Origin of the sequence: Cystobacter fuscus, from assembly GCF_002305875.1 — a bacterium.
Taxonomy (GTDB): Bacteria; Myxococcota; Myxococcia; order Myxococcales; family Myxococcaceae; genus Cystobacter; species Cystobacter fuscus_A.
Genome location: NZ_CP022098.1, coordinates 26,792 through 50,342, shown reverse-complemented (window position 1 = coordinate 50,342; position 23,551 = coordinate 26,792). Strand labels below are relative to the sequence as shown.

General features: G+C 69.0%; 17 protein-coding genes. 10 read left to right on the top strand and 7 right to left on the bottom strand.

All coding sequences use genetic code 11. The annotated features are described in order from the left end of the window. Window positions 1-184 precede the first annotated feature (184 nt). Window positions 185-1,450 (top strand): hypothetical protein, encoded by a 1,266-nt coding sequence (locus CYFUS_RS00225; protein WP_095983360.1) that lies wholly within the window; start codon window positions 185-187, stop codon window positions 1,448-1,450. A gap of 388 nt (window positions 1,451-1,838) precedes the next feature. Further along, a complete protein-coding gene (locus CYFUS_RS00220; RefSeq protein ID WP_095983359.1) occupies window positions 1,839-3,656 on the top strand; it encodes a M4 family metallopeptidase in 1,818 nt (605 codons plus the stop codon). Window positions 3,657-3,775: 119 nt separating this feature from the next. Here the strand turns inward: CYFUS_RS00220 and CYFUS_RS00215 are convergent, their stop codons facing one another. Further along, window positions 3,776-4,126 carry a DUF6184 family natural product biosynthesis lipoprotein gene (locus tag CYFUS_RS00215; protein WP_095991717.1) on the bottom strand — a complete coding sequence of 117 codons (351 nt, stop codon included), beginning with the start codon at window positions 4,124-4,126 and terminating at the stop codon, window positions 3,776-3,778. A 178-nt stretch (window positions 4,127-4,304) separates the two neighbouring features. On the opposite strand from CYFUS_RS00215, the gene CYFUS_RS00210 reads away from it, so the two are divergent. Together CYFUS_RS00210 and CYFUS_RS00205 are read left to right on the top strand one after the other, a co-directional pair. After that, complete coding sequence (locus tag CYFUS_RS00210; protein ID WP_095983358.1) at window positions 4,305-5,159, top strand: SDR family oxidoreductase; 855 nt, start codon at window positions 4,305-4,307, stop codon at window positions 5,157-5,159. A 454-nt stretch (window positions 5,160-5,613) separates the two neighbouring features. Further along, window positions 5,614-7,659: a hypothetical protein gene (locus CYFUS_RS00205; protein WP_095983357.1), complete on the top strand. Its 2,046-nt coding sequence runs from the start codon at window positions 5,614-5,616 to the stop codon at window positions 7,657-7,659. Window positions 7,660-7,756: 97 nt separating this feature from the next. Here CYFUS_RS00205 and CYFUS_RS00200 read toward each other — a convergent pair whose 3' ends face one another. From CYFUS_RS00200 to CYFUS_RS00190, 3 genes are read right to left on the bottom strand one after another with little or no spacing between them, the layout of a single operon-like run. Further along, a complete protein-coding gene (locus CYFUS_RS00200; RefSeq protein ID WP_095983356.1) occupies window positions 7,757-11,161 on the bottom strand; it encodes a helicase HerA domain-containing protein in 3,405 nt (1,134 codons plus the stop codon). 37 nt (window positions 11,162-11,198) lie between these two features. Continuing rightward, a complete protein-coding gene (locus CYFUS_RS00195) occupies window positions 11,199-12,227 on the bottom strand; it encodes a hypothetical protein (RefSeq protein WP_095983355.1) in 1,029 nt (342 codons plus the stop codon). Then, entirely contained in the window at window positions 12,214-13,494 is a 1,281-nt protein-coding gene (locus tag CYFUS_RS00190; RefSeq protein ID WP_095983354.1) for a DUF559 domain-containing protein, read from the bottom strand. Before CYFUS_RS00190 ends, CYFUS_RS00195 begins: the two co-directional genes overlap by 14 nt. 124 nt (window positions 13,495-13,618) lie before the next feature. Here CYFUS_RS00190 and gshB point away from each other — a divergent pair, with 124 nt between their 5' ends. Beyond that, complete coding sequence (gene gshB / locus CYFUS_RS00185) at window positions 13,619-14,578, top strand: glutathione synthase (protein ID WP_095983353.1); 960 nt, start codon at window positions 13,619-13,621, stop codon at window positions 14,576-14,578. Between the two features lie 17 nt (window positions 14,579-14,595). Here gshB and CYFUS_RS00180 read toward each other — a convergent pair whose 3' ends face one another. Continuing rightward, entirely contained in the window at window positions 14,596-15,096 is a 501-nt protein-coding gene (locus CYFUS_RS00180; RefSeq protein WP_157758138.1) for a hypothetical protein, read from the bottom strand. A gap of 130 nt (window positions 15,097-15,226) precedes the next feature. On the opposite strand from CYFUS_RS00180, the gene CYFUS_RS00175 reads away from it, so the two are divergent. After that, window positions 15,227-16,024, top strand: coding sequence for a tRNA1(Val) (adenine(37)-N6)-methyltransferase (locus tag CYFUS_RS00175; RefSeq protein ID WP_095991716.1), 798 nt, complete (start codon window positions 15,227-15,229; stop codon window positions 16,022-16,024). 3 nt (window positions 16,025-16,027) lie between these two features. On the opposite strand, the gene CYFUS_RS00170 is transcribed toward CYFUS_RS00175, so the two are convergent. Beyond that, window positions 16,028-17,578, bottom strand: coding sequence for an alpha/beta hydrolase-fold protein (locus CYFUS_RS00170; RefSeq protein WP_095983351.1), 1,551 nt, complete (start codon window positions 17,576-17,578; stop codon window positions 16,028-16,030). 237 nt (window positions 17,579-17,815) lie between these two features. Between CYFUS_RS00170 and CYFUS_RS00165 the strand changes: the two genes are divergently transcribed. The 4 genes from CYFUS_RS00165 (at window position 17,816) to CYFUS_RS00150 (ending at window position 22,099) form a co-directional block, all read left to right on the top strand. Beyond that, complete coding sequence (locus CYFUS_RS00165) at window positions 17,816-18,712, top strand: hypothetical protein (protein ID WP_157758137.1); 897 nt, start codon at window positions 17,816-17,818, stop codon at window positions 18,710-18,712. A gap of 245 nt (window positions 18,713-18,957) precedes the next feature. Further along, window positions 18,958-20,130 (top strand): S8 family peptidase, encoded by a 1,173-nt coding sequence (locus CYFUS_RS00160; protein WP_095983349.1) that lies wholly within the window; start codon window positions 18,958-18,960, stop codon window positions 20,128-20,130. Between the two features lie 86 nt (window positions 20,131-20,216). Then, entirely contained in the window at window positions 20,217-21,194 is a 978-nt protein-coding gene (locus tag CYFUS_RS00155) for a type VI immunity family protein (RefSeq protein WP_157758136.1), read from the top strand. Window positions 21,195-21,694: 500 nt separating this feature from the next. After that, window positions 21,695-22,099 carry a nuclear transport factor 2 family protein gene (locus tag CYFUS_RS00150; RefSeq protein ID WP_095983347.1) on the top strand — a complete coding sequence of 135 codons (405 nt, stop codon included), beginning with the start codon at window positions 21,695-21,697 and terminating at the stop codon, window positions 22,097-22,099. An 89-nt stretch (window positions 22,100-22,188) separates the two neighbouring features. Here the strand turns inward: CYFUS_RS00150 and CYFUS_RS00145 are convergent, their stop codons facing one another. Next, on the bottom strand, window positions 22,189-23,397 hold the full coding sequence (locus CYFUS_RS00145; protein WP_157758135.1) for a hypothetical protein: 1,209 nt from the start codon (window positions 23,395-23,397) through the stop codon (window positions 22,189-22,191). Window positions 23,398-23,551 lie beyond the last annotated feature (154 nt).

Genomic DNA, 23,551 nt, shown 5'->3' with positions numbered 1-23,551 from the left:
CCGAGGGCCTCCGGACCTTGTCCGGGGGCCCTTCGTCTTTCCTCCTGGCCGGGGTGGAGCGCATGCGTCGGCTCGCTCGCCCGCTCCTCGGATTCGAGGTGCTCGATGGGTTCCGTGGACCCACATGGACCCCCCCTCTTGGTTGGGTGTACAACTCCAGACTTCACGCAAGGGGTAGAGCAACATGGCCGTCCGTATCGGACAACCAGTCATTCCGAAGCAGCTCCCGTCGGATCAGAAGCTGCGTGAGGACGTCCGCAAGGACAGCCGGGACACGGGTAAACCCGCGGCGGGTAAATCCCAGGGCAAACCCGCGGCGGGCGCGGCCAACGCCAAGGCTCGCACCGAGGGCACCAGCGCGGGCGCCAGGCCCCTGCTCAACGAGGGCACCAGCGCGGGCGCCAAGCCCCTCGGCAACGAGGGCACCAGCGCGGGCGCCAAGGCGCTCCAGAGCAAGGATGGGATGGACGTCGGTGGCCAGGTCGGCCATCAGGCGCGTCTGGATGGAGGTCAGGGCCTCGCGGACAAGCAGGACGCGAAGAGCCGCTTCCAGCAGCCCGTGCGCACCGGTGGAGCCCACGTCCCCACCCAGGGCCCGACCGTGTCGCCCTTTCGCGAGGCCGCCGTCGCCTCGACGCTCGAGCAGGCCGAGCAGGAGAAGTCCGAGGAGACTCCTCGGGGCGACTCCGCCCGCGAGGCCATGGAAGGCCGCGCCAAGCTGCGCGCCGCGCTGATGGATCGCCTGCTGGCGGGCATGAAGGACGTGCACGGCCGGCTCGCCAAGTTCATCAAGAACCCGGGCCGTCTGGGCGTGGTGAACCTGTCGCTGGTGCTCAGCGAGAGCTCCCTGACGTATGAGCTGTGGAAGGAGCCCAGCACCGTCCCCGAGCGCCGGGCCCGCATGGCCCAGACGCTGGGCGTGGCCAACTCGCTCGGCGACAACTACCTGCTCCAGGCGTTGATCACCGAGGTGCACGACTGCTTCGAGGAGTTCAAGGCCAGCCGCTCGGGCAAGGACATCCGCCAGCAGTACGACGAGGTGCTCGAGCTCTACGAGAACGCGGGCGTGCTGCCCGTCATGCCGGGCTTCGACATGGGCCCCATGCAGGCCGAGCTCAAGCGCGTGGGCCTGCCGATGGAGAAGAACTTCCTCCAGTCCCTGCTCGTCCATCCGCGCATCCTCGCGGTGGGCCTGGAGGCGGAGGACGGAGACGATCCCCAGGTCATGGTGGCGGGACTGCCCGTGGCCCAGCTCGGCACCATCGTCGCCCAGTTGCGCCGCCTCAATCCCCGGCTCACCAACCGCCAGGTGCTCAACCTGATGATCCTGGCCTCCACCGACCTCAAGAAGGGCATGCGCAAGGTCCTGGGCAAGGCCGAGGTGGAGAACGTGCAGGAACTGGCCAAGCAGCTCCTGCGTCTGCAGGGCGTCGAGCTGCTCTACCCCTGAAGTCCCCGGGGGCGGAGCCCGTGCCGGCCGGAGCCCCCAGGAAGGCCCCGAGTGCCGCCGCTCCGCTCCCGAGCAGTCCCTTCCCCCTCCTTCCCGCTTCGTCGGGCGCTCCGGACTCCCGGCGGCGCGCGGCTCCCTCCTGTCCGCTCGGCCCACCTGGTGACTCCCGTCACCAGGGTGGTGACTCCCGTCACCACCTCAGGGCCCGTACCTGGGTGACTGCGGTCACCCCCTCTCCCCACCTGCCTGAAGCCGCTTCCCGTCAAATCAACCATTTACATCTATACGGGACGAATTGCGGTCATTGGCACACATGATGCTCTATGTAGCGCACATCAACCACATCGGATGAGCGGTTCCCACCCCTGCTTCGAAGGTTCTCCCCACCATGCAAATCAACAACAAGCAGAGCCCGATCGTCTCCTCTTCCTCGACCAGCACCGCTCCCGCCGCTCCCGCCGCCCCCCAGGAGCCGGTCGCGACGCCCAAGGGTGAGACCCCGGCGGCCACGGGCTTCGGTGCCGGCTCCACGTTCGCCACCGCCTCTCGTCCGGCCGTGGCGCTCTCCGCGGGCCAGGTCGCTTCCGCCGCCGCCAGCGTGGGTCCCCTGGCGCTCGACAGCCAGGAGGCGAAGAACGCCATCCAGAAGTCGCTCGCGCACCTGCGCTCCACCGCTCCCACCGCCGGGCGCGGCCTGGTGGCCGGTGGCGATGTCTCCTCGAAGCTCACCCCCCGCCAGGTGTTCAAGGACGAGCTGGGCATGACGCACGTGCGCCTGGACCGCACCCACGAGGGCACCAAGGTCTTCGCCGAGCAGGTCATCAGCCACCTGGACAAGGACGGCAAGGTGGCCAGCACCACGGGCACGCTGTCCAACATCCCTAATGGCCTGGGCTCGGCGCCCGTGAAGCTCGAGGCCAAGGACGCGCTCGCCATCGCCCAGAAGCAGTTCGCCGGCACCACGGACCGCGCCCCCACCTCCGAGCGCGTCGTCGCCCAGGACAAGGACGGCAACTACCGCGCCGCCTACCACGTGCAGCTCACCAAGACCTCGTCCCTCGGCGCCGAGGAGCGTCCGCGCCGCATGAACTACCTGGTGGACGCCAACACCGGTGAGCTCTTCAAGAGCTTCGATCAGATGGGCGGCATCGAGGTGCCGCACGCCAAGGCGGGCCCGTCCACTCCGACCACGCCCTCCACGCCGGCTCCGGGTACGCCCGCCGGCAAGGGCAACGACACCACGATGTACAGCGGCAAGGTGGACCTCTCGACCACGAAGCAGGCCAACGGCACCTACACGCTGGAGGACAAGAGCCGGGGTGGGGGCGTGGTGACGTACGACGCGAAGAACAAGTCGACGGCCAGTGGCACGACGCCCTTCACCGACGCCAACGACGTGTGGGGCGAGGCGGGTGACAACGCGCGCAACAAGGCGGCGGTGGACGCGCACTACGGCGCGGAGATGACGTACGACTTCATGAAGGACGTGCTGGGCCGCAACTCGCTGGATGGCAAGGGCGAGAAGCTCGTCTCCTACGTGCACGTGAACGAGCAGGACGGCGGCGCCATGGTCAACGCCTACTGGGACGGCGAGAAGATGAACTACGGCGATGGCGACGGGAAGAACGCCGGTCCGCTCACCACGCTGGACATCGCGGGCCACGAGATCGCCCACGGCCTCACCGAGCGCACCGCGGGCCTCATCTACGACGGCGAGTCCGGCGGCCTCAACGAGTCCTTCAGCGACATCATCGGCTCGGGCGTGGAGTGGTACGCCGCGCAGAAGAACAAGTCGGTGGAGTTCGACTGGAAGGTGGGCGAGGACGCGTGGACGCCGGCCAACGGCACCGGGGATGCGCTGCGCTACATGGACGATCCGACCAAGGATGGCTACTCGGTCGACCACTACAGCAACTACCCGAAGCAGACGGAGGTGCACGGCTCGAGCGGCATCGCCAACAACGCCTTCTACCTGGTGACCGAGGGCGGGAAGAATCGCACGTCGGGCCTGGGCGTGGACGGCGGCATCGGCATGGAGAAGAGCCAGAAGATCTTCGGTCGGGCGCTCACCACGTACATGACGCCCAACACCAACTTCGCCCAGGCGCGCGAGGCCACCATCCAGGCGGCCACGGACCTGTACGGCGCGAAGTCGGTGGAGGTGCAGAAGGTGAAGGACGCCTGGACGGCGGTGGGCGTGAAGTAGACGGCGACCAGAACGGGGGGAGGGATTGGGGAGAGTCCCTTCCCTGAACGCGGCGAGGGCCTGGAACCAGGAGATTCCAGGCCCTCGCCGTGTCTTCTTCGCTCACGCCGTGCGGTGGCTCAGTCCCCGCTGCACACGTCGGACTGCGGGCACTTGGCGAGGGCCGTGTTGATCTGATCGAGCACGTTGGTACACGACGTCGCGGCGATGGCGTCCAGACAGAACTGGAGCTTGTCTCCGTTGATGCGGTTGTCACACTCCGCCACGGGCCAGCGGCTGTTCCAGTTGCCCTTCTCCGCGGTCATGCACTCGTCGCGCGTGGTGTACTTCTTCCCGGAGGCGATCTCGCCGCATTCGTCGTAGCGGTCGCACGTGCTGTCGGCCACCGCGTTCACCGCGTCCGACTGCTTGTCGGTGATGTCGGCGATGGTCGAACCGCAACCGAGGAGGCCCGCCACACCGACGACCATGATCCATGCGTTCATTTTCATGGCCGGGAGGTAGGGATGGCCCGCTCGCATGGCAACGGTGCGGGCGCTCATCTCCGCCCGCGCGTGTCGACTAGCGGATGGGCGCGGGGAACGCTAGATGGGCCCGATGGCCATCCGGACTCCCTTCCCGGATACCCCACAGCCAGGAGTCGGACGGATGAAGAACAAGACGGTGATCGTGACAGGCGCCAATTCGGGAGTGGGACTCGCCACCACGGTGGAGCTGGCCCGGCGCGGCGCCACCGTCGTGATGGCCTGTCGCAGCGCCGAGCGCGGAGAGGCCGCGTTGAAGCTCGCCCGCGAGCGCAGCGGCTCCCACCAGCTCGAGCTCCTGCCGTGTGACCTGGGCTCGCTCGAGAGCATCCGCGCCTTCGCGAGCGCGGCGCGCGAGCGCCACCCGGTGGTGGACGTGCTCGTCAACAACGCGGGCGTGGTGTCGCTCAAGCGCGAGACGACCCGGGACGGCTTCGAGGCCCAGCTCGGCGTGAACCACCTGGGCCACTTCCTGCTGACGCTCCTGTTGCTCGAGCCGCTCAAGCGCGCGCCCCAGGGCCGCGTCGTCACCGTGTCCTCGGGAGCCCACCGCGTGGGCAACATCCACTGGGCCGATCCCCACTTCACGCGCGGCTACAGCGTCTGGCGTGGCTACGCCCAGTCCAAGCTCGCCAATGTCCTGTTCACCAAGGGGCTCGCCTACCGGCTGCGCGGCACCTCCGTCACCGCCAATTGCTTGCATCCCGGCGCGGTGGGCACCCAGCTCGGCGTGGACCGGGACACGGGGGGTGGCCGGGCCATCATGAAGCTGCTCTCCTACGTCTTCATCACCCCCGAGCAGGGCGCCGACACCTCCGTGTACCTGGCCTCCAGCGACGAGGTGTCCGGCGTGTCCGGGGAGTACTTCTACCGCCGCAAGCCCGCCCCCGTGTCCAAGCTCGCCGAGGACCGCGAGCAGATCGAACGCCTGTGGTTCTGGAGCGAGAAGCAGGTGGGCGAGCTGTTCCCCTTCCCCTGAGCCTCGAGAAGGCATTATCTCGCGCGGTTCCTGCGAGGGTTCGGGTTGCCGAGAACCATTTCTCGAGAATCGAGCGGAGAAGTCCTTCCTGATATGTGATTTCTCGGGAGTTGAGAGGGGTCGTCGCGTGCCCTGGGGTGGTGACTGCCGTCACCAGGCGGTGACTGCCGTCATCGCCCTCCTCCCCTCGGAGCGAGGGGTTTCTCACGGGCCGATGGTGACTGCCGTCACCGGAGGTGATCGCCCCCCTCTGGCCCCTTCCGTCGCTCGTTGATGTGCGGCGCGAGGGGACTCCCCTCTGTATCTCCCTGTAAGGGCAGTGGTTCCGGGAGTTTCCCCCTCTTCCACTTTTCCAGTGCCCCTGGTAGCCTTTATTTGGCACATCACCTGCACAACCCCCCCTCGCGCTTATCGACGTTTTTCAATCTCCCCCCTTCTTCCCGGGTTCCCGTCCATGACCACGATCACCCGCACCACGCAGACCACCACCACCACCACCGTCAGCAACGACCTTCCCAACCCGGCCCAGGCAACTCAGGTGGCGGCTCAGCTGGCGCAGGCCATCAATCAGCTGGGGCAGGCGCTCACCGCCGCCACGCAGCAGACCGGTGCGGCGCTGCCCAAGGACGGCATGATGCAGGCGCAGAGCCAGGCGCCGGTGAACCTCTCGGGTAGCGCGGCCCCGGGTGGCATGGACGTGTACAAGGCGGCCGCCGCGCTCGACAAGCACTTCGCCGTGGCCGAGGGCATCGGCACCAACGGCAAGGGCAAGGGCTCTGGCGACGGCAACATCGGCCTGGGCGAGCTGAAGAACCTGGCCAACCCGGCCAATGGCGCTCCCCCCGAGCTGCAGCAGGCCGCCCAGTTCCTGCTCAGCCACCCGTCCATGGCCAAGGTCATCGACGGCGCCAAGGGCAAGGGCGGTGACGTTCACATCAACCGCGCTGACCTGCAGAAGATGATGGCCGGCGCGCCCGCGGGCAGCCTGCCCGGGCCGGTCTCCAACGATCTCGCCCCGAAGATGTCCGCCGCGATGGCCTCGCTCCTGGGCGCCAGCCCCACCGCCGGCAACATCCCCACGAGCGCCCCGACGACGGCGATGAGCCCCGCCACCGCCTCCGGCACCTTCGCGAGTCCCACGCAGGGAGCGCCGATGGACGTGTACGGCGCGGCCCAGGCGCTCAAGAACCACTTCGCCGTGGCCGAGGGCATCGGCACCAACGGCAAGGGCAAGGGCTCGGGTGACGGCAACATCGGCCTGGGCGAGCTCAAGCAGCTGGCCAACCCGGCCAGCGGCGCTCCCGCCCAGCTCCAGCAGGCCGCGCAGTTCCTGCTCGCTCACCCCGCCATGGCCAAGGTCCTCGACGGCGCCAAGGGCAAGGGCGGCGACGTCCACATCAACATGGCCGATCTGAACAAGCTCCTGGCCAACGCGCCCGCGGGCAGCGGCGCCGGGCCCTCGGCGGCCCAGTCGCAGCTCCAGAACCTCCTCGGCAACGCGCCCGCCCCCACGGCCAACGCCCAGTCGCAGCTCCAGAACCTGCAGAACATGGCGCAGACGCTGTCCTCCGCGATGGCCTCGCTCCTGGGCTCCAGCCCCATCAGCGGCTCCGCGCCCATGCAGCAGCCCATGGGCGCCTCCGGCACCGCGGCCCCGGGTGGAATGGACGTCTACAAGGCGGCCTCCGCGCTCGACAAGCACTTCGCCGTGGCCGAGGGCATCGGCATGAACGGCAAGGGCAAGGGCTCGGGTGATGGCAACATCGGCCTGTCCGAGCTCAAGAACCTGGCCAACCCGAAGAGCGGCGCCCCCGCCGAGCTGCAGCAGGCCGCCCAGTTCCTGCTCGCTCACCCCGCCATGGCCAAGGTCATCGACGGCGCCAAGGGCAAGGGCGGTGACGTTCACATCAACCGCGCCGACCTGCAGAAGATGATGGCCAGCGCGCCCGCCTCCACGGCCAGCATGCCCACCGCTCCTGTCAGCACCCAGGGCGCCCAGGGCGGCAACAGCCTCATGAACATCTTCAACCAGGCCGCGGGTACGGCTTCCCCGACGACGGCGATGAGCCCCGCCACCGCCTCCGGCACCTTCGCGAGCCCCACGCAGGCGAAGCCGATGGACGTGTACGGCGCGGCCCAGGAACTCAAGAACCACTTCGCCGTGGCCGAGGGCATCGGCATGAACGGCAAGGGCAAGGGCTCGGGTGACGGCAACATCGGCCTGTCCGAGCTCAAGCAGCTGGCCAACCCGGCCAGCGGGGCGCCTCCCCGGCTGCAGCAGGCCGCTCAGTTCATGCTCGCCCACCCGTCCATGGCCAAGGTCATCGACGGCGCCAAGGGCAAGGGCGGCGACGTCCACATCAACATGGCCGATCTGAACAAGATCCTCTCCAGCGCGCCCGGTGGCAGCGGCGGGACCCAGGGCGTGGCGGGCACCTCCGCCAAGGACATCATCATGGAGCAGGTGAAGGCCACCGCCTTCAAGATGAACATCTCCTGAGCCGCACCCCCTGAGCCGCACCCTTCCTTCCCCGCCAGGACCCGCGCAGCACGCGGGCCCTCGCGGGGAAGGTCGTTTCTGGACCCCCGGGCGAGCCTCAGGAGGACAGGTGCCTGGACTCCCGGGTGCGCGCGGCCAGCCGCAACAGCTCGTCGTCGGAGAGCTGCTCGGTGGCCAGCGCCGAGGGCTCGGCCTTCACGCGATCCACCCGGCCATCCCGGGCCACGTGGAATTCGCCGGTGGCCTGGCCGGGAATCCTCGCGGGATCCACCCGGGCCTCGCTGAGCATGGGCTTCATCTTGTCCAGCGACACCTTCTCCTTCACCCGGCCGATGAACCAGGCGCGGATGTTGTCGCGGCACTTGTAGTCGAAGTCTCCCGGGCTCTGCGTGGCGAGCATCAGCCCCAGCCCTCCCGAGCGCGCGCGCTTGAGCAGGTTCTCCATGGGCTGCTTGGTGGACGGCTGGCGCATGGCGGGCAGGTACAGGTCCGCCTCGTCGAAGAGCATCGCCGCCTGCAAGGGGGTGGAGGGATTGCGGCTGAGCCAGCGCGTCACCTCGATGAGCAGCTGGGACACCCAGAAGAGCACGTTGTTGTTGTCCCCGAGGAACTTGGTGCTGACGATGCTCAGGCGCGTGCGGCCCGGGAGTGCGTGGGCGCCCCGGCCGAGCAGCAGATCCATGTCGAGCTTCTCCGCCTCGCCGTCGAGCAGCATCCTGGCGTCCAGCCGCAGCCGGTCCAGGTCATCGGCGAGCTTGTCGAAGAGCTTCACGTCCAGGCGCCCCACGGCGTTGACCAGACGCGGATCCTTGTCCCCGATGAACTTCACGAGCCGCTCCAGGGAGACGCTCTCGCGCGTGAGCTGCACGTACTGATCGATGGCCTGGGCGAGCAGCGTGCGGCAGGACTTGTCCTTGGGGCTCTGGCGGTAGTCCAGCATGCCCGCGAGCGCCTCGGCGGCGTGGCGCGTGGCCTGCTGTCTGTCGAAGTCCGGCAGGGCATCGAGCCCATCCGGGACGATGGGGATGGCGAGCGGACGGCCACCGGGATGGCCCGGGGTGAAGAGCGCCACGTCGAGCCGATCGCGCAGCGCGCCCTGTCGCATGGCCCGGCGCGGGTCGCCCACGGTGCTCGTCCAGAAGGCATCGGAGGCGTAGCCCGCGAGGTCTCCCTTGCGATCCACGAGGATGGTGGGCACGCCCTGCAAGGCGAGCTGCTCGACGATGTTGAGCGCGAGCGTCGTCTTGCCACTGCCCGAACCGCCGAGGAACGCGGCGTGCCGGGTGAACTCGTCGGGGGAGAAGACCACCGGCTCGCGCAAGAGGCTGTCCGTCTCGCCGACGCGCACGGGCTCGCGCTTGCGCGGGGACTCGGGGCGAGGAGGTGGCGCGGTGCGGGAAGGGCTCACCGGTTGGATGGGGACGCCGTAGCGGGCGGTCTCCGTGAGCGAGACGTCGTCGGTGCTCGTGGTGCCCGCCGGCTGGATGGGGACACCGTAGCGGGCGGTCTCCGTGAGCGAGGCCTCCTCGTCACGGGAGGGGTTCAGCGATTGGTTTGAGGCGCGGGCCTCGGTGCGGTCGGAGACGGGTTGGGGGGCGCGGGAGGTTGTGGCCGGCTCGGAGGAGTCGGCGGCCTTTGCGGCGTGGGAGCGCTGGGAGGTGTCGGCCGGTTTGTGGAAGACATGGGGGGTGACCTGTGTGGGAGGTGGAGAGGACGCCGAGCGCAGTTGATCCAACGAGAGGATGTCGCGCAGGGGCTTGAGCTGGGTGAGGGGCTGGGAGGAGCGCAACCAGGCGGCGAAGTCGGGGCGGGAGCCGTGCTGTTCGCGGAAGGCGCGCAGGGCGATCAGCGTGCGGCTGTCGCTGTCCTCGAGCACCGCGCGGCGGCCGCCCTTGCTCAGCAGCTTGCCGAGCTCCGCGGCGGCCTGGGTCTTGGGGTTGCTCGGGAAGTCGCTGGTGCGGATGACCACGGGCGTGCGGCCCCGGGCTTCCTTGCGGGTCTGCTCGATCTGATTGGCGAGCCCTCCGCCTTGCGTGCCCCGGTTGCACAGGGCCACGTGCAGCTTCTCGTCACCCGGAGAGACGTCCACCTGGAGCACCTCGCCCAGGCGCCGCACGTCGAAGCGGTGGCCCGTCTCCAGCTCGTCCGCGATCGCCTTCAGCGCCCACACGAGCAGCTCGGCGAGCGGGCCATCCTCCTCGGGCGGAGGCGTGGCCTGGGTGGAGCGGAAGTCGTTCCAGGCCTGATCCAGCGCGAGGAGCTTCTTGGTCTCGTTGGGGGGAGGCCGGGTCTCCTTCGGTGCGTCCCGCAGGGGAAACTGCGCGGGCAGGGCCTGATCGCGCACCGCCTGCTCCCGCCAGCGTCGGCAGGCATCGAGCACTTCGCGCGTCGTCAGACCCGCGAGGCGCTCGAAGCCCTCGTGAGGAAAGGGATACGTGGGCTCGGCGGGGTCGAAGGGAGCGTCCTCCATCGAGTAGAGGTGCTCCAGCCGGCGCTCGGTGATGCGGCGCGCTTCGTCCACCGAGCGCTGATTCTCCAGCTTGAGGGGCTCGGGGTCGCGCTCGATGCGATCCAGGGTGGAGCGATGGAGCTTCTCCCGGAGCCCCGTCCAGAAGGTGTGCAGACAGCTGATGACGATCAGCGACGAGGGAGCGCTCTCGGCGAAGTCGCACAGCAGGTGCATGGCGCGCTGGAAGGCCTGCGCCTGGGCGGCCTCGACGTCGAAGCCCTCCAACTGGTCCACGCACAAGACGAGGGACTGATTGAGCGTGGCCATGAGCCGGCCCAGGTGCTGCACCATCTCCTGGGGATGGTTGTCGTAGGTACGGGGCACCATCCCGCCGAGCACCTTGCGATCACTCGTGGAGAGATCCTCGCAGCGCAGGTACTTGAGCACCCGGCTGCGGATGCGCGTGTCATCGCGTTGCAGGTAGAGCAGCGCGCGCAAGAGGTCCAGGTCGAGCTTCTCGAAGGCGGGCTGCTTCTGCAGATCATCCGCGGCGCTCTCCACCAGGACGGGGATCTCCTCGGGATCCTGCTCGGGATCCGCGAGCAGGGCGGCCACCGGACCACACTGGGAGAGCAGCACGTCGGAGAGCTTGCGCAGTCCGGAGCGGGGCTCACCCGGCTCGCAATAGGGCTGATCGAGCGAGTCGATGAGGTTGGACAGGACGTAGCGCCCGTAGTTGGACGTGGACGTCGTCATCTGCAGGTAGCCCACGAAGCCGAGCGAGCGCTCGTGCACGAGCGAGCGGAAGGTGCGCAACAGGTGCGTCTTGCCGCATCCCGAGTCACCGAGCAGCAGCAGGATGCGTCCCGAGGGTGTCCCGGGAGGCGTGGTGGCACGCTGGAGCATGCGCTCGAAGGTGGCGCGCGCATCCTGGTGGATGGACTCCACGTCGAAGGGGTCTTCGCGCCACACCTCGTGGCGGTGCTGGATGGAGTGGAAGACCTCGGTGCGATCGGACAGGAAGGCGGCGAGGCGCGAGTCGTGTGGGTTCATCGGCGTTCCCCCGGGAGCCGGACGAGATGTGGAAGCGTTACAGGGCGATGAAGTGGAAGGTGGCGCCGAGGTAGCGCGTCTCCGAGGCGGAGACATCCGCTGGATCCATCAGGTTCACCATGTCGGCGCGGCTGAGTGACAGCAGGCGCTTCTGGTTGGCCTCGATGAGCCGGTTCTTGAAGGTGCTCTCGTCCAGGGCGGGGTCTCCCAGCGCTCGCCACACATGGGAGATGAAGACGCGATCGTCCCCGAAGCGTCCGCTCGTCGCCGCCCGGGCGGTGCTCAACACGCGCTCGGCGAAGTCGGGCAGGCTCTCGTCGACGGAGCGCGGCGCGGGGGCCGGGACGGGCTCGGGTGCTCGCGCCGGAGCGGGCGCCGCGGTGGCCTGGGGAGAAGGGGACGAGGCGGGCAGCACCCAGGATTGAAGGGCCGCCAGCCGCAGGCTCTCCGCGTCCGTGCGCCGCGCGCCCACCTTCCGGGCCGCGAGCTGATCCAGCGCCTGGGACGCCTTCACCTCGCGCGAGGACTGGAGCACCTGGCCGAGCAGCAGCGATTGCACCGCCGCGAGCGTGAAGGGCTTGTCCGTCGTCACGCCGAGCTGCTTCCAGCACAGCTCGTCCTGCACCTGCTTGAGCGTGCGCGCGCCCACCCGCTCCAGGCCGAGCTGCTTCTGCACGAGCACCGCGCGCAGGTGCTTCGCCGCTCCCAGCTTCTCGCCCTGGCTGTTGGGCAGATCCAACGCGCGCGCCGTGAGCCAGGTGAGCCGCAGCTTCTTCCAGTTGAGCCCCTTGGGCAGGCGAGGCTCGCCGAGGAACTCGAGTGCCCGCGCCTTGCCCTCCTTCGTGAGGCCCAGGCCCTTGCGCGCCGTCTGCTCGATGAGACCCGCCGCCGCGAGCGCGCCCAGCGCCGCATCGAGCTGGGTGCTCCACTCGCCGGGACTCCAGCGGTGGGCCGTGAAGGGCTTGAGCGCGCTGGATACCTTGCTGCGCGCCCCCTTGCCCTCCGCCTGCGTCAACAGCCAGACCAGCACCAGCTCTCCCACCCGAGACACCTCAGAGCCCTGCATCTCCATCCTCCCCTCGCGGCGGTGGACCTCCGAGGCCCTGTCGCCGGATCGAGATGACTTCCAGCAGAGTGTCGCGGATTTCCTCGAACCTGGCCACCACGTCGTCGGCCAGGAAGCGCAGCACCCAGTAGCCATGCCGCTGCAGCGCCAGGTCCTTGCGCCGATCCCTCCGGTAGCGCTCCGGGTCCCGGAAGTGGTGGTAGCCGTCCACCTCGACGGCCAGCCGCAGCCGGCGCGAGAGGAAATCCACCTCCACCGCCCGGCCCCGGAGCCGGAACTCCGCCTTGGCATTGAGCTCGAAGAGGCCTCGGGTGGCCGGCAGGGAGTCGAGCACCCCATACAGGAAGCGCTCGGCCTCGCTGCGCGCTCCGTCCGCCGCCTCGGACTCCCGGTCCGCCACCTCGAGCTTCCGGGCCGCCTCGCCGTAGCGGGTGAGCACCTCGTCCGGAATCCCGTCGGCCGCCAGTTGCCGCAGGGGAGCCTCCAGGGCGCGGGCCTTGTGCACGCCCAGTGCTTCCATCCGCCGCACCAGCTCCTCGGCGGAGGGCACCGCCAGCTCCACCCGGCCCTCGCGCACGAGTGCCCGCGTGTGGCTCTCCGGACCGCGCAGGTACGCCTCCAACCCGGAGCGCTCGGTCTGGAGCGCCACCACGAGCGAGGGCACGCTCTCACACGCCCGGGCGCAGACGCGCGCCGCCTGCTCGAGCCACCCCGCCACCGTGCCCGGGTCCGACACCAGGATCGCCGGCGCCGCGCCGCCCGGCACGAGCGCATGCACCGCCCCGAGCGCGCGCATCGCGTCCCCCTCGCACGCGGCCAGCACCGCGTCCAGGGGCCCGGTGGAATTGGGGACAACTTGTGGAAGCTGGAGCAGGGCGCGGCACGCGGCGGACACGTCCCCGGGAGCCAGGGAGGGAAGCAGTGCCTGGAGCAGGACGCCGCGCTCGTGCTCCGTCTTGCCCTTCAGCCGTGAGGCCAGCTCGCCCGGGTGCAGCCCCGCGGCGGCCCCGAGGTGCTCCGCCGCGTCGGTGGTGGGCGGGCGCGCCTGGCCGAGCGCCTCCATCCACTCGCGCAGCAGACCTTCCGGGGTGGTGCTCGTGCAGACGCACAGGGCCTGGCCGCGCGCGTCGAGCCAGCGGCGCCACAGGGCCAGGGCCGCGCCGGGAGGGCCCGCCAGCACCGTGAGGGTGGGAATGCCCTGCTCGCGTCGGCGCTGGTGCCGCTCCAGGGCGGGGGGAGCGGCGGACTCGGGACGAGGGGTGGGCATGCCCCCGAGCGTCCCCGAGGCCGGGTGCTGGCGGCAATACCCCCTGCCCCTTGCTTTTTCTGTCGCTTGCCCGGCTTCATCCGTCTACTCACGGGCTGTCCCTTTCTCCCTGGAGGCATACTTCATGGCCGCGCTCACCTTTGGCTTCCTCATGGACCCCCTCGAGTCGGTGCGCGTGGATCACGACTCCACCTTCGCGCTCATGCTCGAGGCCCAGCGCCGGGGTCACCAGGTGCGCTACTTCGAGCAGCCCTGGCTGCGCTTCAACGGCTCGCGCGCCGAGGCGCGCATGCGCACCGTCACCGTGCGCCGTGAGCCCGGTCGCCACTTCGACGTGCTCGGCGAGGCGCTCCAGCCCCTGTCCGAGCTCGACGTCCTCTTCCTGCGCAAGGATCCGCCCGTCGACGCGGAGTTCATCCAGGCCACCCAGATGGTGGAGCTGCACAACGGCCGCGCGCCCGTCTTCATCAACAACCCCACCGGCATCCGCGACGCCAACGAGAAGCTCTTCGGCCTGCGCTTTCCGGAGCTGATGCCCGAGACGCTCATCGCGCGCGACATGGCGCAGCTCTCGCGCTTCGTCGCCAGCCACCCCGCGGGCACCATCCTCAAGCCGGTGGAGGGCTTTGGCGGCCAGGGCATCGTCTTCATGCAGCCGGGAGACCGGAACCTGCGCTCGCTCCTGGAGGTGCTCACGGTGGGAGGCCGCAAGGCGATCGTCGCCCAGGCCTACCTGCCCGAGAGCCGCCAGGGCGACAAGCGCATCATCCTCGTGGACGGCGAGCCGTGTGGCGCCGTGCTCCGAGTGCCCTCCCAGGACGACCACCGGGGCAACATGGCCGCCGGTGGCACCCCCGTGAAGACGAGCCTCACCGCGCGCGAGCGGGAGATCTGCGCCCGGCTCAAGCCCTCGCTCCAGGAGCGGGGCCTGTACCTGGTGGGCATCGACGTCATCGGCGACTGGCTCACCGAGGTGAACGTCACCAGCCCCACGGGCATCGTGGAGATCGACAAGCTGGATGACTCCAACGTCGAGGCGAAGGTCATCGATCTGGCCGAGCGGATGGCGGGCTCGCGCAGGTAGGCCCGCCGGGGAGACTCCTACCGGCTCTCGCCCATCACCGACAGCGTGGCGGTACAGCCCTGGTTGCTCGCCGCGTCCGTGGTGTTCACCGTGGCGGTCAGCACCCGGCGGTCCTCGACCTGGGACACCGAGCCCATGACGGTCACGTCGAGCGTCACGAGCTGGTCGCTCCCGGAGCGGGCGAGCCGGGTGGTGCGGCTGTCGATCCGGAACGAGCCGAGCAGGCCCTCCTCCCCGGACTCGGGCGCGTAGACGTCGCCGGACAGGGGCACCTCGATCTGCGTGGTGGGATCGATGACGTGGAACAGCACTCCGCGCCCGTCGCGGGTCTGTTCGAGTCGCACGCTGGGCGGCAGCAGGTAGGGGCTGAAGCCGCACTCACCCGCGGGCGTAGTGCTCTCGATGGAGTACACCCCGGAGATGTCCGGGCAGGTCTCACGGCACGGCGCCTGCGAGGTGTCACAGCCGCTCGCCACGAGCGCCAGGAGGACGACGGAGCTTCCAGGGAATCGGATCATGATGCCTCCCAGGGTGTGCACCCGCGCCGGGAGGGCCAGCCGGGAAACGTCCAGGCGAGCACGGGCGTGTACACGGTTGGATAGAGCGGGCGCCCTGGGTCCGACAGTTGTGTGGGAGGATTCGCTGGGCGTGAGCACTCCTCTTCCATCCGACGAGACGCTCGACTCGATTGGCACCGCGGGCGTGCGCGTGTGGCAGCGTCGTGGCGGCTACCGCTTCACCCTGGACGCGGTGCTGCTGGCGGCCTTCGCGGCCACCGAGGGGGGACAGGTGGAGGGGCCGCTGCTGGAGCTGGGGGCGGGCAGTGGCGTGGTGTCCTTCCTGCTCGCGTGTCAGTTCGGCCTGGGCCCCGTGGACGCGCTGGAGCTGCAGCCCGAGGTACATGCGCGCCTCGCGCGCGCCGTGGCGCTCAACGGCTGTGACGGGCGGGTGCGGCCGGTGCTCGGGGACCTGCGCGAGGCCCGGACGTCCTGGGCCCCGGGGGCGTACGCGCACGTGGTGTCCAATCCGCCCTTCCGTCCGGCCCACGCGGGGGTGCGCAGCCCGGATGACGAGCGGGCCGTGTCCAAGCAGGAGCTGACGTGTGACGCGGCCGCGGTGGTGGCCGCCGCCCGGCACTCGCTGCCTCCCGGGGGGCGGGTGAGCCTCATCTACCCGGCGGCGCGGGTGGCCGAGGTGCTCGGGCTGTTGAGCGCGGCGCGGCTCCACCCCATGGCCCTGCGCTTCGTGCATGCGCGCGCGGGCGCTCCCGCCACGCGCTTCCTCGTGCACGCGGTGCGCGATCGGCAGCGGGGGCTCGCGGTGCGTCCTCCCCTGCTGGCCCATGGCGAGGGGCCGGGGGGCTACTCCCCCGAGGTGGCGGCCCTCATGGAGCCGCCCCGGGCCGAGCGTCCCGCTCCCCTCTGGGAGGGGCACGGCGGGGAGTGAGAGTCAGGGCATGGACGGGAAGAGGAAGCGCAGGATTTTTCCGAAGCGCTCGGACCAGGCCCTCTCGTTGTGCCGGCCACCCTGCACCACGGTGTACTTCAGGTCCGCGTCCTTCCAGCCCTTGGCCTTCAGCGCCTGGTACAGGTCCTCGGCATCGCTCACCGTCTCCGCCTCGGGGCCATCTCCCTCGTCGGTGCCGATGTCCTCCCAGATACGCAGGGACGTGGGGCCGTTGTACTGCTCCACGCGCTGGAGGATCTCCCGGTCCGCCCACCACACGGAGGGCGAGATGACGCCCAGCCGGGTGAAGGTGTCGGGGTACTCGAGGCCCAGGTAGAGCGACACGAGCCCCCCGAGCGACGAGCCCGCCAGGCCCGTGGAGGCCGCATCCGTCCGGGTGCGGTACTCGCCGTCGATGAACGGCTTGAGCTCCTCCACGAGGAACCGGCCATACGCGGCGGCGCGGCCGGCCTCGGGGTAGTTGGGCGGGAAGGGCACCGGCGTGTACTCGGCGATGCGCTCCTCCTCGGCGTTGTAGATGCCCACGATGATGAGCGGCTCCACCTCACCCGCCTCGACGAGCTGCTGCGCCGTCTCGTCCACGTTCCATTCCCTCCCGTACGCCGCCGTGGTGGCGTCCATGAGGTTCTGCCCGTCGTGCATGTACAGCACGGGGTAGTGGCGCGAGGCGTTCTCTGGCTCCTCATAGCCGGGCGGCAACCACACGATGACGTCGCGCGCCCGGAGCGTATCGTCCTTGGGCTGCACCCCGAAGTGGTACTTGATGTTGCCGGTGCGCACCTGGGGGGGCGGCATGGTGCCGAAGTCCGCCCACCACTCCACGGTGAACGGGACGTGCTCGTAGTCCTCGCCGGTCCTGAACACGTGATCCTCGATCTCTTGTCCCATCGCGTCCTTCTCCACCGTCTCCCAGGAACCGCGCGTCGCCTTGAAGGCCAATAATGTGCCCGGTTGGAAGGACAGGGAAGCGGCATACCGATTGTCCATGGCCTTGTGCAGCTTCACGCCGGCGCCATTCCAATTGCCCAGCTCGGGTTGATTGCCGGACAACCAGATGACGTCGTCCGGAGGCGTCGTCGCCGGCACCGTGACCAGGAAGACCGTCTGCGGACCGGTGCGCCCCCCGGGTGGGCCCCAGCGCTCCACGGTGAAGCCCACCTTCTCCTCGTCGGCGCGAGCGGCGTAGCGCCAGGAACCCGCCGGCCGTCCCGACAGCTCCAGCGGTACCTGCTCCTCGGCCGAGGCCATCTTCGCCGTGAAGGTGACCTCCTGGCCTTCGGGCAGCTTCGCCCGGGCCGAGAAGAGCTGACCGCCCTGGTAGAACAGCTCCAGGCCCCGCGCGGAGGCCCGGAAGGCGGGGTGCTCGCCCTGGAGGAAGATCTGGGCGTTCACGGGGGTCTCCGGGGGCACCGTCACGTCGAACTCGACCTCGGTGTAGACCTCGGTGGGAGTGGGGCGGCAGCCCGACAGGGCCACCAGCGCCGCCAGCAACAGCGGCGTGAGTCGCGGAAGGGGAAGGACGGACGTGCGCATGGGGGCTGTTCCGGAATTCGGGGAAGACGGGACCCAGGCTACCATGCGGCCCCCGCGCCGGGCTCCGCCGTGCCTCGAGCGCCCGCCTTGCGTGCGTGCGTCCGGGGCGCACCAACACGCGGGTTTCTTCCCGCTTGGGCACCAAGACACGCCATGATGCGCCGCCATATGGGAAGCACGAAGCATCCATGGCGACGGTTCGGAGCCCCCCTGGCGTTCCTGGTGGGAACGCTCCCCATGGGCTCCTTCGCTCGCGCCCAGGACGAGGCGCCCCCGACGGCGGCCCCCGCGGCGGAGGCACCCGCGGCCGAGCGCGCCGACACACTCCAGCCCGCGCCTCCGCCCGTGGAGGAGACCATCACCCACTGCGGGAACAAGGACGTGGGCCCGAGCGAGGGCCAGTTGCAGCCGCTCGGGCACGGCTTCTACGCGGATGGGACGCGGGTACGGCGGGGCTGCACCCTGCTCCTGCAACGTCCACTGAAGGACAGACCGGCCATCCCCTTCGCGCCGGACTCCTTCAAGCCGCTCGGGTGCGGCTTCATCCGCTACGCCACGAGCATCTACTGGCACAAGCCGCTGGCCGCGGGTGACACCGAGGAGGAGCCGGGCGGCGAGCGGGGCGAGGTGCTCACGCGCCTGGACCTGGCGGACGCGGAGACCTTCGAGGTGGTGGAGGGGTGCCGGCCGCGCGACGCGCGCTTCTTCTACCTCAACCACACGGATCGGCCCGCGCTGCCCGCCTTCATCGCCGTGCCGCGCGACGAAGGGGCGGGGTACGAGGAGCTGGGGTGCGGCTTCGTGCGCTACGCGGGCCGTGTCTTCTTCGGCACGCGCTCGCTCGAGGGGGCGCATGCGCCGTCCTTCGCCTCGGTGCAGGGGCGGCTGCCCGCCGCGGAGTGTGGCGAGGGGATGTACGGGAAGGATCGCGCCAACGTGTGGTGGCAGCACGAGCAACTGCGTGGCGCGAGCGCGAAGGTGTTCCGCGTGCCCCGGGAGGACAACCCGGACTTGCGCGTGGCGTGCAGCGGCAAGCGCTCGTTCGTGCTCGCCGAGGCGCAGAAGAAGCCCCACCCGCTGTGCCGGGGGGCGAAGAAGCCCGCGAAGGCGAAGCTGGTGAAGAAGAACAAGTGAGCGCGCGGGCCGGAGGTACCCGGCCCCCTCCGTGGGGTGTTTGTCTTTGACGCGCGCCCCGCCCTGATTCCCCTCCTCTCCCACCGCACGTTCTTCTCGGCTCTCGAGAGGTGAGTGTCGGGAGGTAAATGTAGGTGGAAATCATGAAATATACAGAATGGGGAAACATTTGACGCCATGTGCCGACAAATCAGGAGTCAGGCTCACACACCATCCCCTTCGACGCTCCTCCCGAGGTACCCACCATGACGACCCTCTCCAAGATCTCCACCTCGTCCCTCCCGTCGTCGCGCGTGCGCACCGAGGCGCCGACCGTGCGCGCTCCGGTCGAGGATCCCCGTGCCTCGGCTCCAAAGGCGGCGGGCTTCGACGCGCGCTCGAACTTCGTGGATCGGCCCACGGGCCGGCGCCCGAGTGGCACGGAGACGCCGCCCGCCGCGTTGCTGTCGAAGACGGCGTCACTGAAGAGCGTGGCGGACTCCAAGCCGGTGCCCCTGTCGGGCCCGCCGGTGGTGGCCGTGTTCGATGGCGGCGTGGACTGGAACCACACGGACCTGAAGGACTCCATGTGGACCAACCCCTGGGAGGTCGCGGGTGACGGCCTCGACAACGATGGCAACGGCATCGAGGACGACATCCACGGCTTCAACGTGGGTTTCGGCTCGGGGGATCCGCTCCGGGGCGAGGGCATGGATCACGGCACGCACGTGGCGGGCATCATCGCGGCGGCGGACAACGGGCTGGGCAACACCGGCGTGGCGGCGGGCAAGGCGCAGATCCTGTCGGTGGGAGGGATTTACGACGGAGCGGATCTGCTCACCAACTTCGAGCGCTCGGTGGACTACGTGGTGGACATGAAGAGCAAGGGCGCGAACATCCGCGCGGTGAACGCGAGCTTCGGTGACGAGTACCGGGACGCGGCCTCGCAGAAGCGCTGGAAGGACGCGGTGCAGAAGCTGGCGGATGCGGACATCCTGTTGGTGGCGGCCACGGCCAACGGCAATGGCAGCAACATGAACAACGTGAAGGACTTCCCGGCGAACCTGGATCTGCCCAATGTGTTGACGGTGGCGTCCATGGACAAGCGCAATGACAAGCTGGCGCGCTATTCCTCGCACGGGGACAAGGTGGTGGAGATGGCGGCGGTGGGCGAGGACGTGCTGAGCACGGTGCCCGGTGGTGATTGGGAGGAGATGAGCGGCACGTCGATGGCGACTCCGCGCGTGGCGGCCACCGCGGCGCTGATGTTCGCGGAGAACCCGAAGCTGACGGCGGCCGAGGTGCGCGACATGCTGGTGGCCACCACGGAGAAGGATCCGGACCTCAAGGGCAAGGTGAGCTCGGGCGGCAAGCTGGACATCGACGCGGCGGTGGCCGCGGCGCGCGCCTCGGCCGGACGCGTGGCGCAGGCCGCCTGAGGCGGCGAGGTCACCCTCGGTTTCGAGGGGCTTGGGGTGAGTGGGGTGGACGAGCGGAGCGTTCACCGGTACTTCTGCCCCGCTTGGTGAGCCACCCCATTCCTCGCATCCGTATCTACTCGTCCCAGTCGGGACAGGAGCGCCTGATCCGGCGCGAAGTGGTCCGGCTCGTCCTGCATCTGCCCTTCGACCACCATGACCTCGCGCTCTCCGTGCGCCAGGCGCTCGACCTCTACCTGAGCACCATCGGACAAGGGCCTGAGATCCTCTCCGAGTGGTATGACCTCGAGACCGAGCCCTTCCCACTGGACGACGACAACTGGGAGATCATCCGCGCCGTGATGGCCCCACCCCGAGGGGGCCGCTTCCTCGATGACCTGGAGAATCCCCAGGAGGCTCAGCGGTACATCAAGAATCAATTCGAGCGCGCCGTGGAATTATCGGGGGGAGCCGCTGGGGTCAGCGGCTATGGCTTCTTCTATCGGGCCCGTCTGCCCTGGCGCGATCCGGGCAGCACCGTCAGTCTGGTGAGCTTTTCCTGGCCCACGGAGGACCTGGAAGAACGAGGGCCCAAGAGGATGCGCGAGTTGATCCTGGAACTGGCCAGCCTGTTGCCTTTCTCGTCGGGGCACGCGGGCCTCGCCTTTTCCTCCACCCACTCCTCTACTCTGTCTTTTGGGCAGATTCGCGAAGAAGCCTTTCGTCATCCGGGCATCGACGTGACCCATGGAAGTACGTCACTGGGGCGGCGGATCGATGGTGTCCATTGGATCAACCTCCTGGGCCAGTCCCTGCTCGGCGAAGTGGGAGGCATTGGCGGCCTCCAGGACCGGCTGTACTCCCCGGGCACCCATGTCCAGGAGATGGATGGAGGACGAGCCGTGGTGACACTCGGGCAGTGGCCAAAGGCGGGAGACACGTCTCGGGGTGACTCCCTGCCTGACTATCGGGAGCTGGCACGGGCCTTGGAACCCTGGCTGTCCACGTGGTCGGAGGACTACGCCCTGGTGGGCGCTTCTCCCTCCGAGACTCAGTCATGGTGGCGCCGCTTCCTCGACTCCTGATGCAAGCGTGCCGGATTCTGGACTTTCCCGTCCGTACGAGCCACAGGGTCCTCTTCGGCCCGACGTAAGGTTGCCGGTGGTTCCAAGGCAAGCAGACCATATTGGGAGGTCCCATGTTCCAACCAGCGCGGTGGGCGCTCATGTCCAGCATTACGCCCAGTCCTTCGACTCGGCGACGAGCGCTTGTCGGCAGAACCCGGCGCTCTGTGCACGAGTGGCTGGGGAGGAAACCGTGGTACCGCAGGCCGCGCGACGGCTCGCTTTCACCCTTGAGGACGTGCGGCACTGGGAGCGGCGCTTCCTCGGCTGATCGCCCATCCACTCTGGGGCACCGAAGCGCTCGCCCCCTTCCAGACACCGTTCACGCGCAGCACCTGGCCGTGGACCCGGCCGGACTCCTCGCCCACGAGGAAAGCCACCACACTCGCCGTTTCCTCTACTTATACTCAACGGGGCAGCCGTCTTCGAGTTCACCCCGCCATCGCATCACAGGAGTCCACATGCTTGAGTTCCGTGCCGCCGTCGAGGCCGGTGACTTCACCGCCCTCGGCGACCTGCTCGCCGACGACGTCGTGTTCCGCAGCCCCGTCGCGTTCCGCCCGTACCAGGGTCGCGCCGTCGTGGCCGCGATCCTGCGCGGGGTCGGCCGGGTCTTCACCGACTTCCGCTACGTCCGCGAGCTGGCCGACGCGGACGGCCGCGGCTCGGCCCTGGTGTTCGAGACCGTCGTCAACGGGGTCAGCGTCCACGGGCTCGATCTCATCCGGCTCGACGACGCCGGGCGCATCAGCGAGCTCACCGTGATGGTGCGTCCGCTCTCGGCGGCGAACGCGTTGGCGCAGGCGATGGCCGCCGAGTTTCCCCGGATCCAGGCCGAGGCCGCCGCCGCCGGAGAGACCCGATGAACCGCGGGGCCTGTGTCCCGTGGGTCACGAGGCCCCCGCCGCAACGTGCTCTTCAGGCTGTTCCCGATGAGAACACCTCTCCCGGATGGCTATTCGTGGCCAAAGGCATCGGTGTAGCTCATGTCATTGAAGTCATAGATTGAGGAGTGACCGGGGTCGCCGCGCGGACGTTCGACGCCCTTGGGAACGAAGAACACCGCCGACAGTGCGCCACAGAGACGGGGCGGGAGCGTCATGGGTTGCAGGACGACGTACGCGCGGCTCATCCTGAACGACATCTGCGACAGAGCACTGCGTGAATGGGGCCCTCGGATGGAGTCCAGTGGCACCCCCCGGTCGGCCGCCAGTTTCTCCATCTCCGTTTCCCACTGTTTCCAGTCGAGGCTGTTCGCGCGTCGCAGCAAGCCCTGACGCACGGCCTCGTCGAGGCTCTCCCTGGGATTGATCGGTGGGGGAGACGTGTCGATGTACGCCTCCACCGGAGCGTCGCCCCGGCTCATCCAGGGAGAAGACGTACTGTGCGGGCCGCCCATGGTGACCACGCCTTTATACGCTGGATGGACCCTGTCGACCTCCCGCCCGAAGAACCGCAGGGCGATGGGGTTGAGTTCCTCGTGGTTGTCCCGACTCATCGTGAAGAAGCCGCACGGACTCTTGTTGTCATACGTATGGATGGCGACTGGCGTGGTGGCATCCAGACCGGTGACGACCTGCCGATGGAAGCCGCTGGCCAGCACGGCGAGGAGGGTCGTCCCCGGGGCGAGCTGGATCGACCAGATGGTCGGCTCGTAGGCACCGAGCATCAGTGCGACGGGCTTGCCGGGATGGTTGACGGTGACCGTCATGGTCGAGGCGGCCCGGCCGCTCTGGTCGATCCGCACCGTGCCTTCCCTGCCCGCGTAGGCACCGCCCGCGAGCACGGCGAAGTCGGCGGGAAAAGTCACGCCCGGGAAGCCACAAGCCGAGTCGACAGGCGGCGCCTTGGGTTTGCTCTCCTTCGCCTCGGCGGACAGCGCCTCCACCTTCCACGGTGAGAACACGAACGACACTTCGCCCCGCATCATCGGGCGTGAAGGGGCGCCCCGCTCATGGATGACCAGCAGGTTGTCCGACATCCAGGCAATGCGCGGAGGCAAGCTGCAGGTCAACGTCACTTCTTGCACGGCCTTGGTGTCGTGGGCCGTCCGTTCACCGGTGCGAAGCACCTTGATCACGGTGGAACGAACACTCGCGCCTTCGTGGTCATCCAGAGCGATGGCCTGGTAGGCACCGCTCGGCGACGGAATGAGCTGCGACACGTGCCCGCCCCAGAGGCGATGACCCAATGACGTGAGCGATTCCAGCGCAGACAGTATCCGAGACCGATTCATGAGAGTCCTTGTTGCCGGTTCGTACTTGGAGTGGAAATCATCCGTTGAACTTCCACCCATCGTCAAACCAGGGGACGCCCGA

Coding starts and splice junctions, on each gene's coding strand:
- CYFUS_RS00205 (WP_095983357.1), top strand. CDS start 5,614: ATGACCACGATCACCCGCACCACGCAGACCACCACCACCACCACCGTC.
- CYFUS_RS00195 (WP_095983355.1), bottom strand. CDS start 12,227: ATGCAGGGCTCTGAGGTGTCTCGGGTGGGAGAGCTGGTGCTGGTCTGG.
- CYFUS_RS00200 (WP_095983356.1), bottom strand. CDS start 11,161: ATGAACCCACACGACTCGCGCCTCGCCGCCTTCCTGTCCGATCGCACC.
- CYFUS_RS00215 (WP_095991717.1), bottom strand. CDS start 4,126: ATGGTCGTCGGTGTGGCGGGCCTCCTCGGTTGCGGTTCGACCATCGCC.
- gshB (WP_095983353.1), top strand. CDS start 13,619: ATGGCCGCGCTCACCTTTGGCTTCCTCATGGACCCCCTCGAGTCGGTG.
- CYFUS_RS00170 (WP_095983351.1), bottom strand. CDS start 17,578: ATGCGCACGTCCGTCCTTCCCCTTCCGCGACTCACGCCGCTGTTGCTG.
- CYFUS_RS00165 (WP_157758137.1), top strand. CDS start 17,816: ATGGGCTCCTTCGCTCGCGCCCAGGACGAGGCGCCCCCGACGGCGGCC.
- CYFUS_RS00180 (WP_157758138.1), bottom strand. CDS start 15,096: ATGATCCGATTCCCTGGAAGCTCCGTCGTCCTCCTGGCGCTCGTGGCG.
- CYFUS_RS00150 (WP_095983347.1), top strand. CDS start 21,695: ATGCTTGAGTTCCGTGCCGCCGTCGAGGCCGGTGACTTCACCGCCCTC.
- CYFUS_RS00160 (WP_095983349.1), top strand. CDS start 18,958: ATGACGACCCTCTCCAAGATCTCCACCTCGTCCCTCCCGTCGTCGCGC.
- CYFUS_RS00225 (WP_095983360.1), top strand. CDS start 185: ATGGCCGTCCGTATCGGACAACCAGTCATTCCGAAGCAGCTCCCGTCG.
- CYFUS_RS00210 (WP_095983358.1), top strand. CDS start 4,305: ATGAAGAACAAGACGGTGATCGTGACAGGCGCCAATTCGGGAGTGGGA.
- CYFUS_RS00220 (WP_095983359.1), top strand. CDS start 1,839: ATGCAAATCAACAACAAGCAGAGCCCGATCGTCTCCTCTTCCTCGACC.
- CYFUS_RS00190 (WP_095983354.1), bottom strand. CDS start 13,494: ATGCCCACCCCTCGTCCCGAGTCCGCCGCTCCCCCCGCCCTGGAGCGG.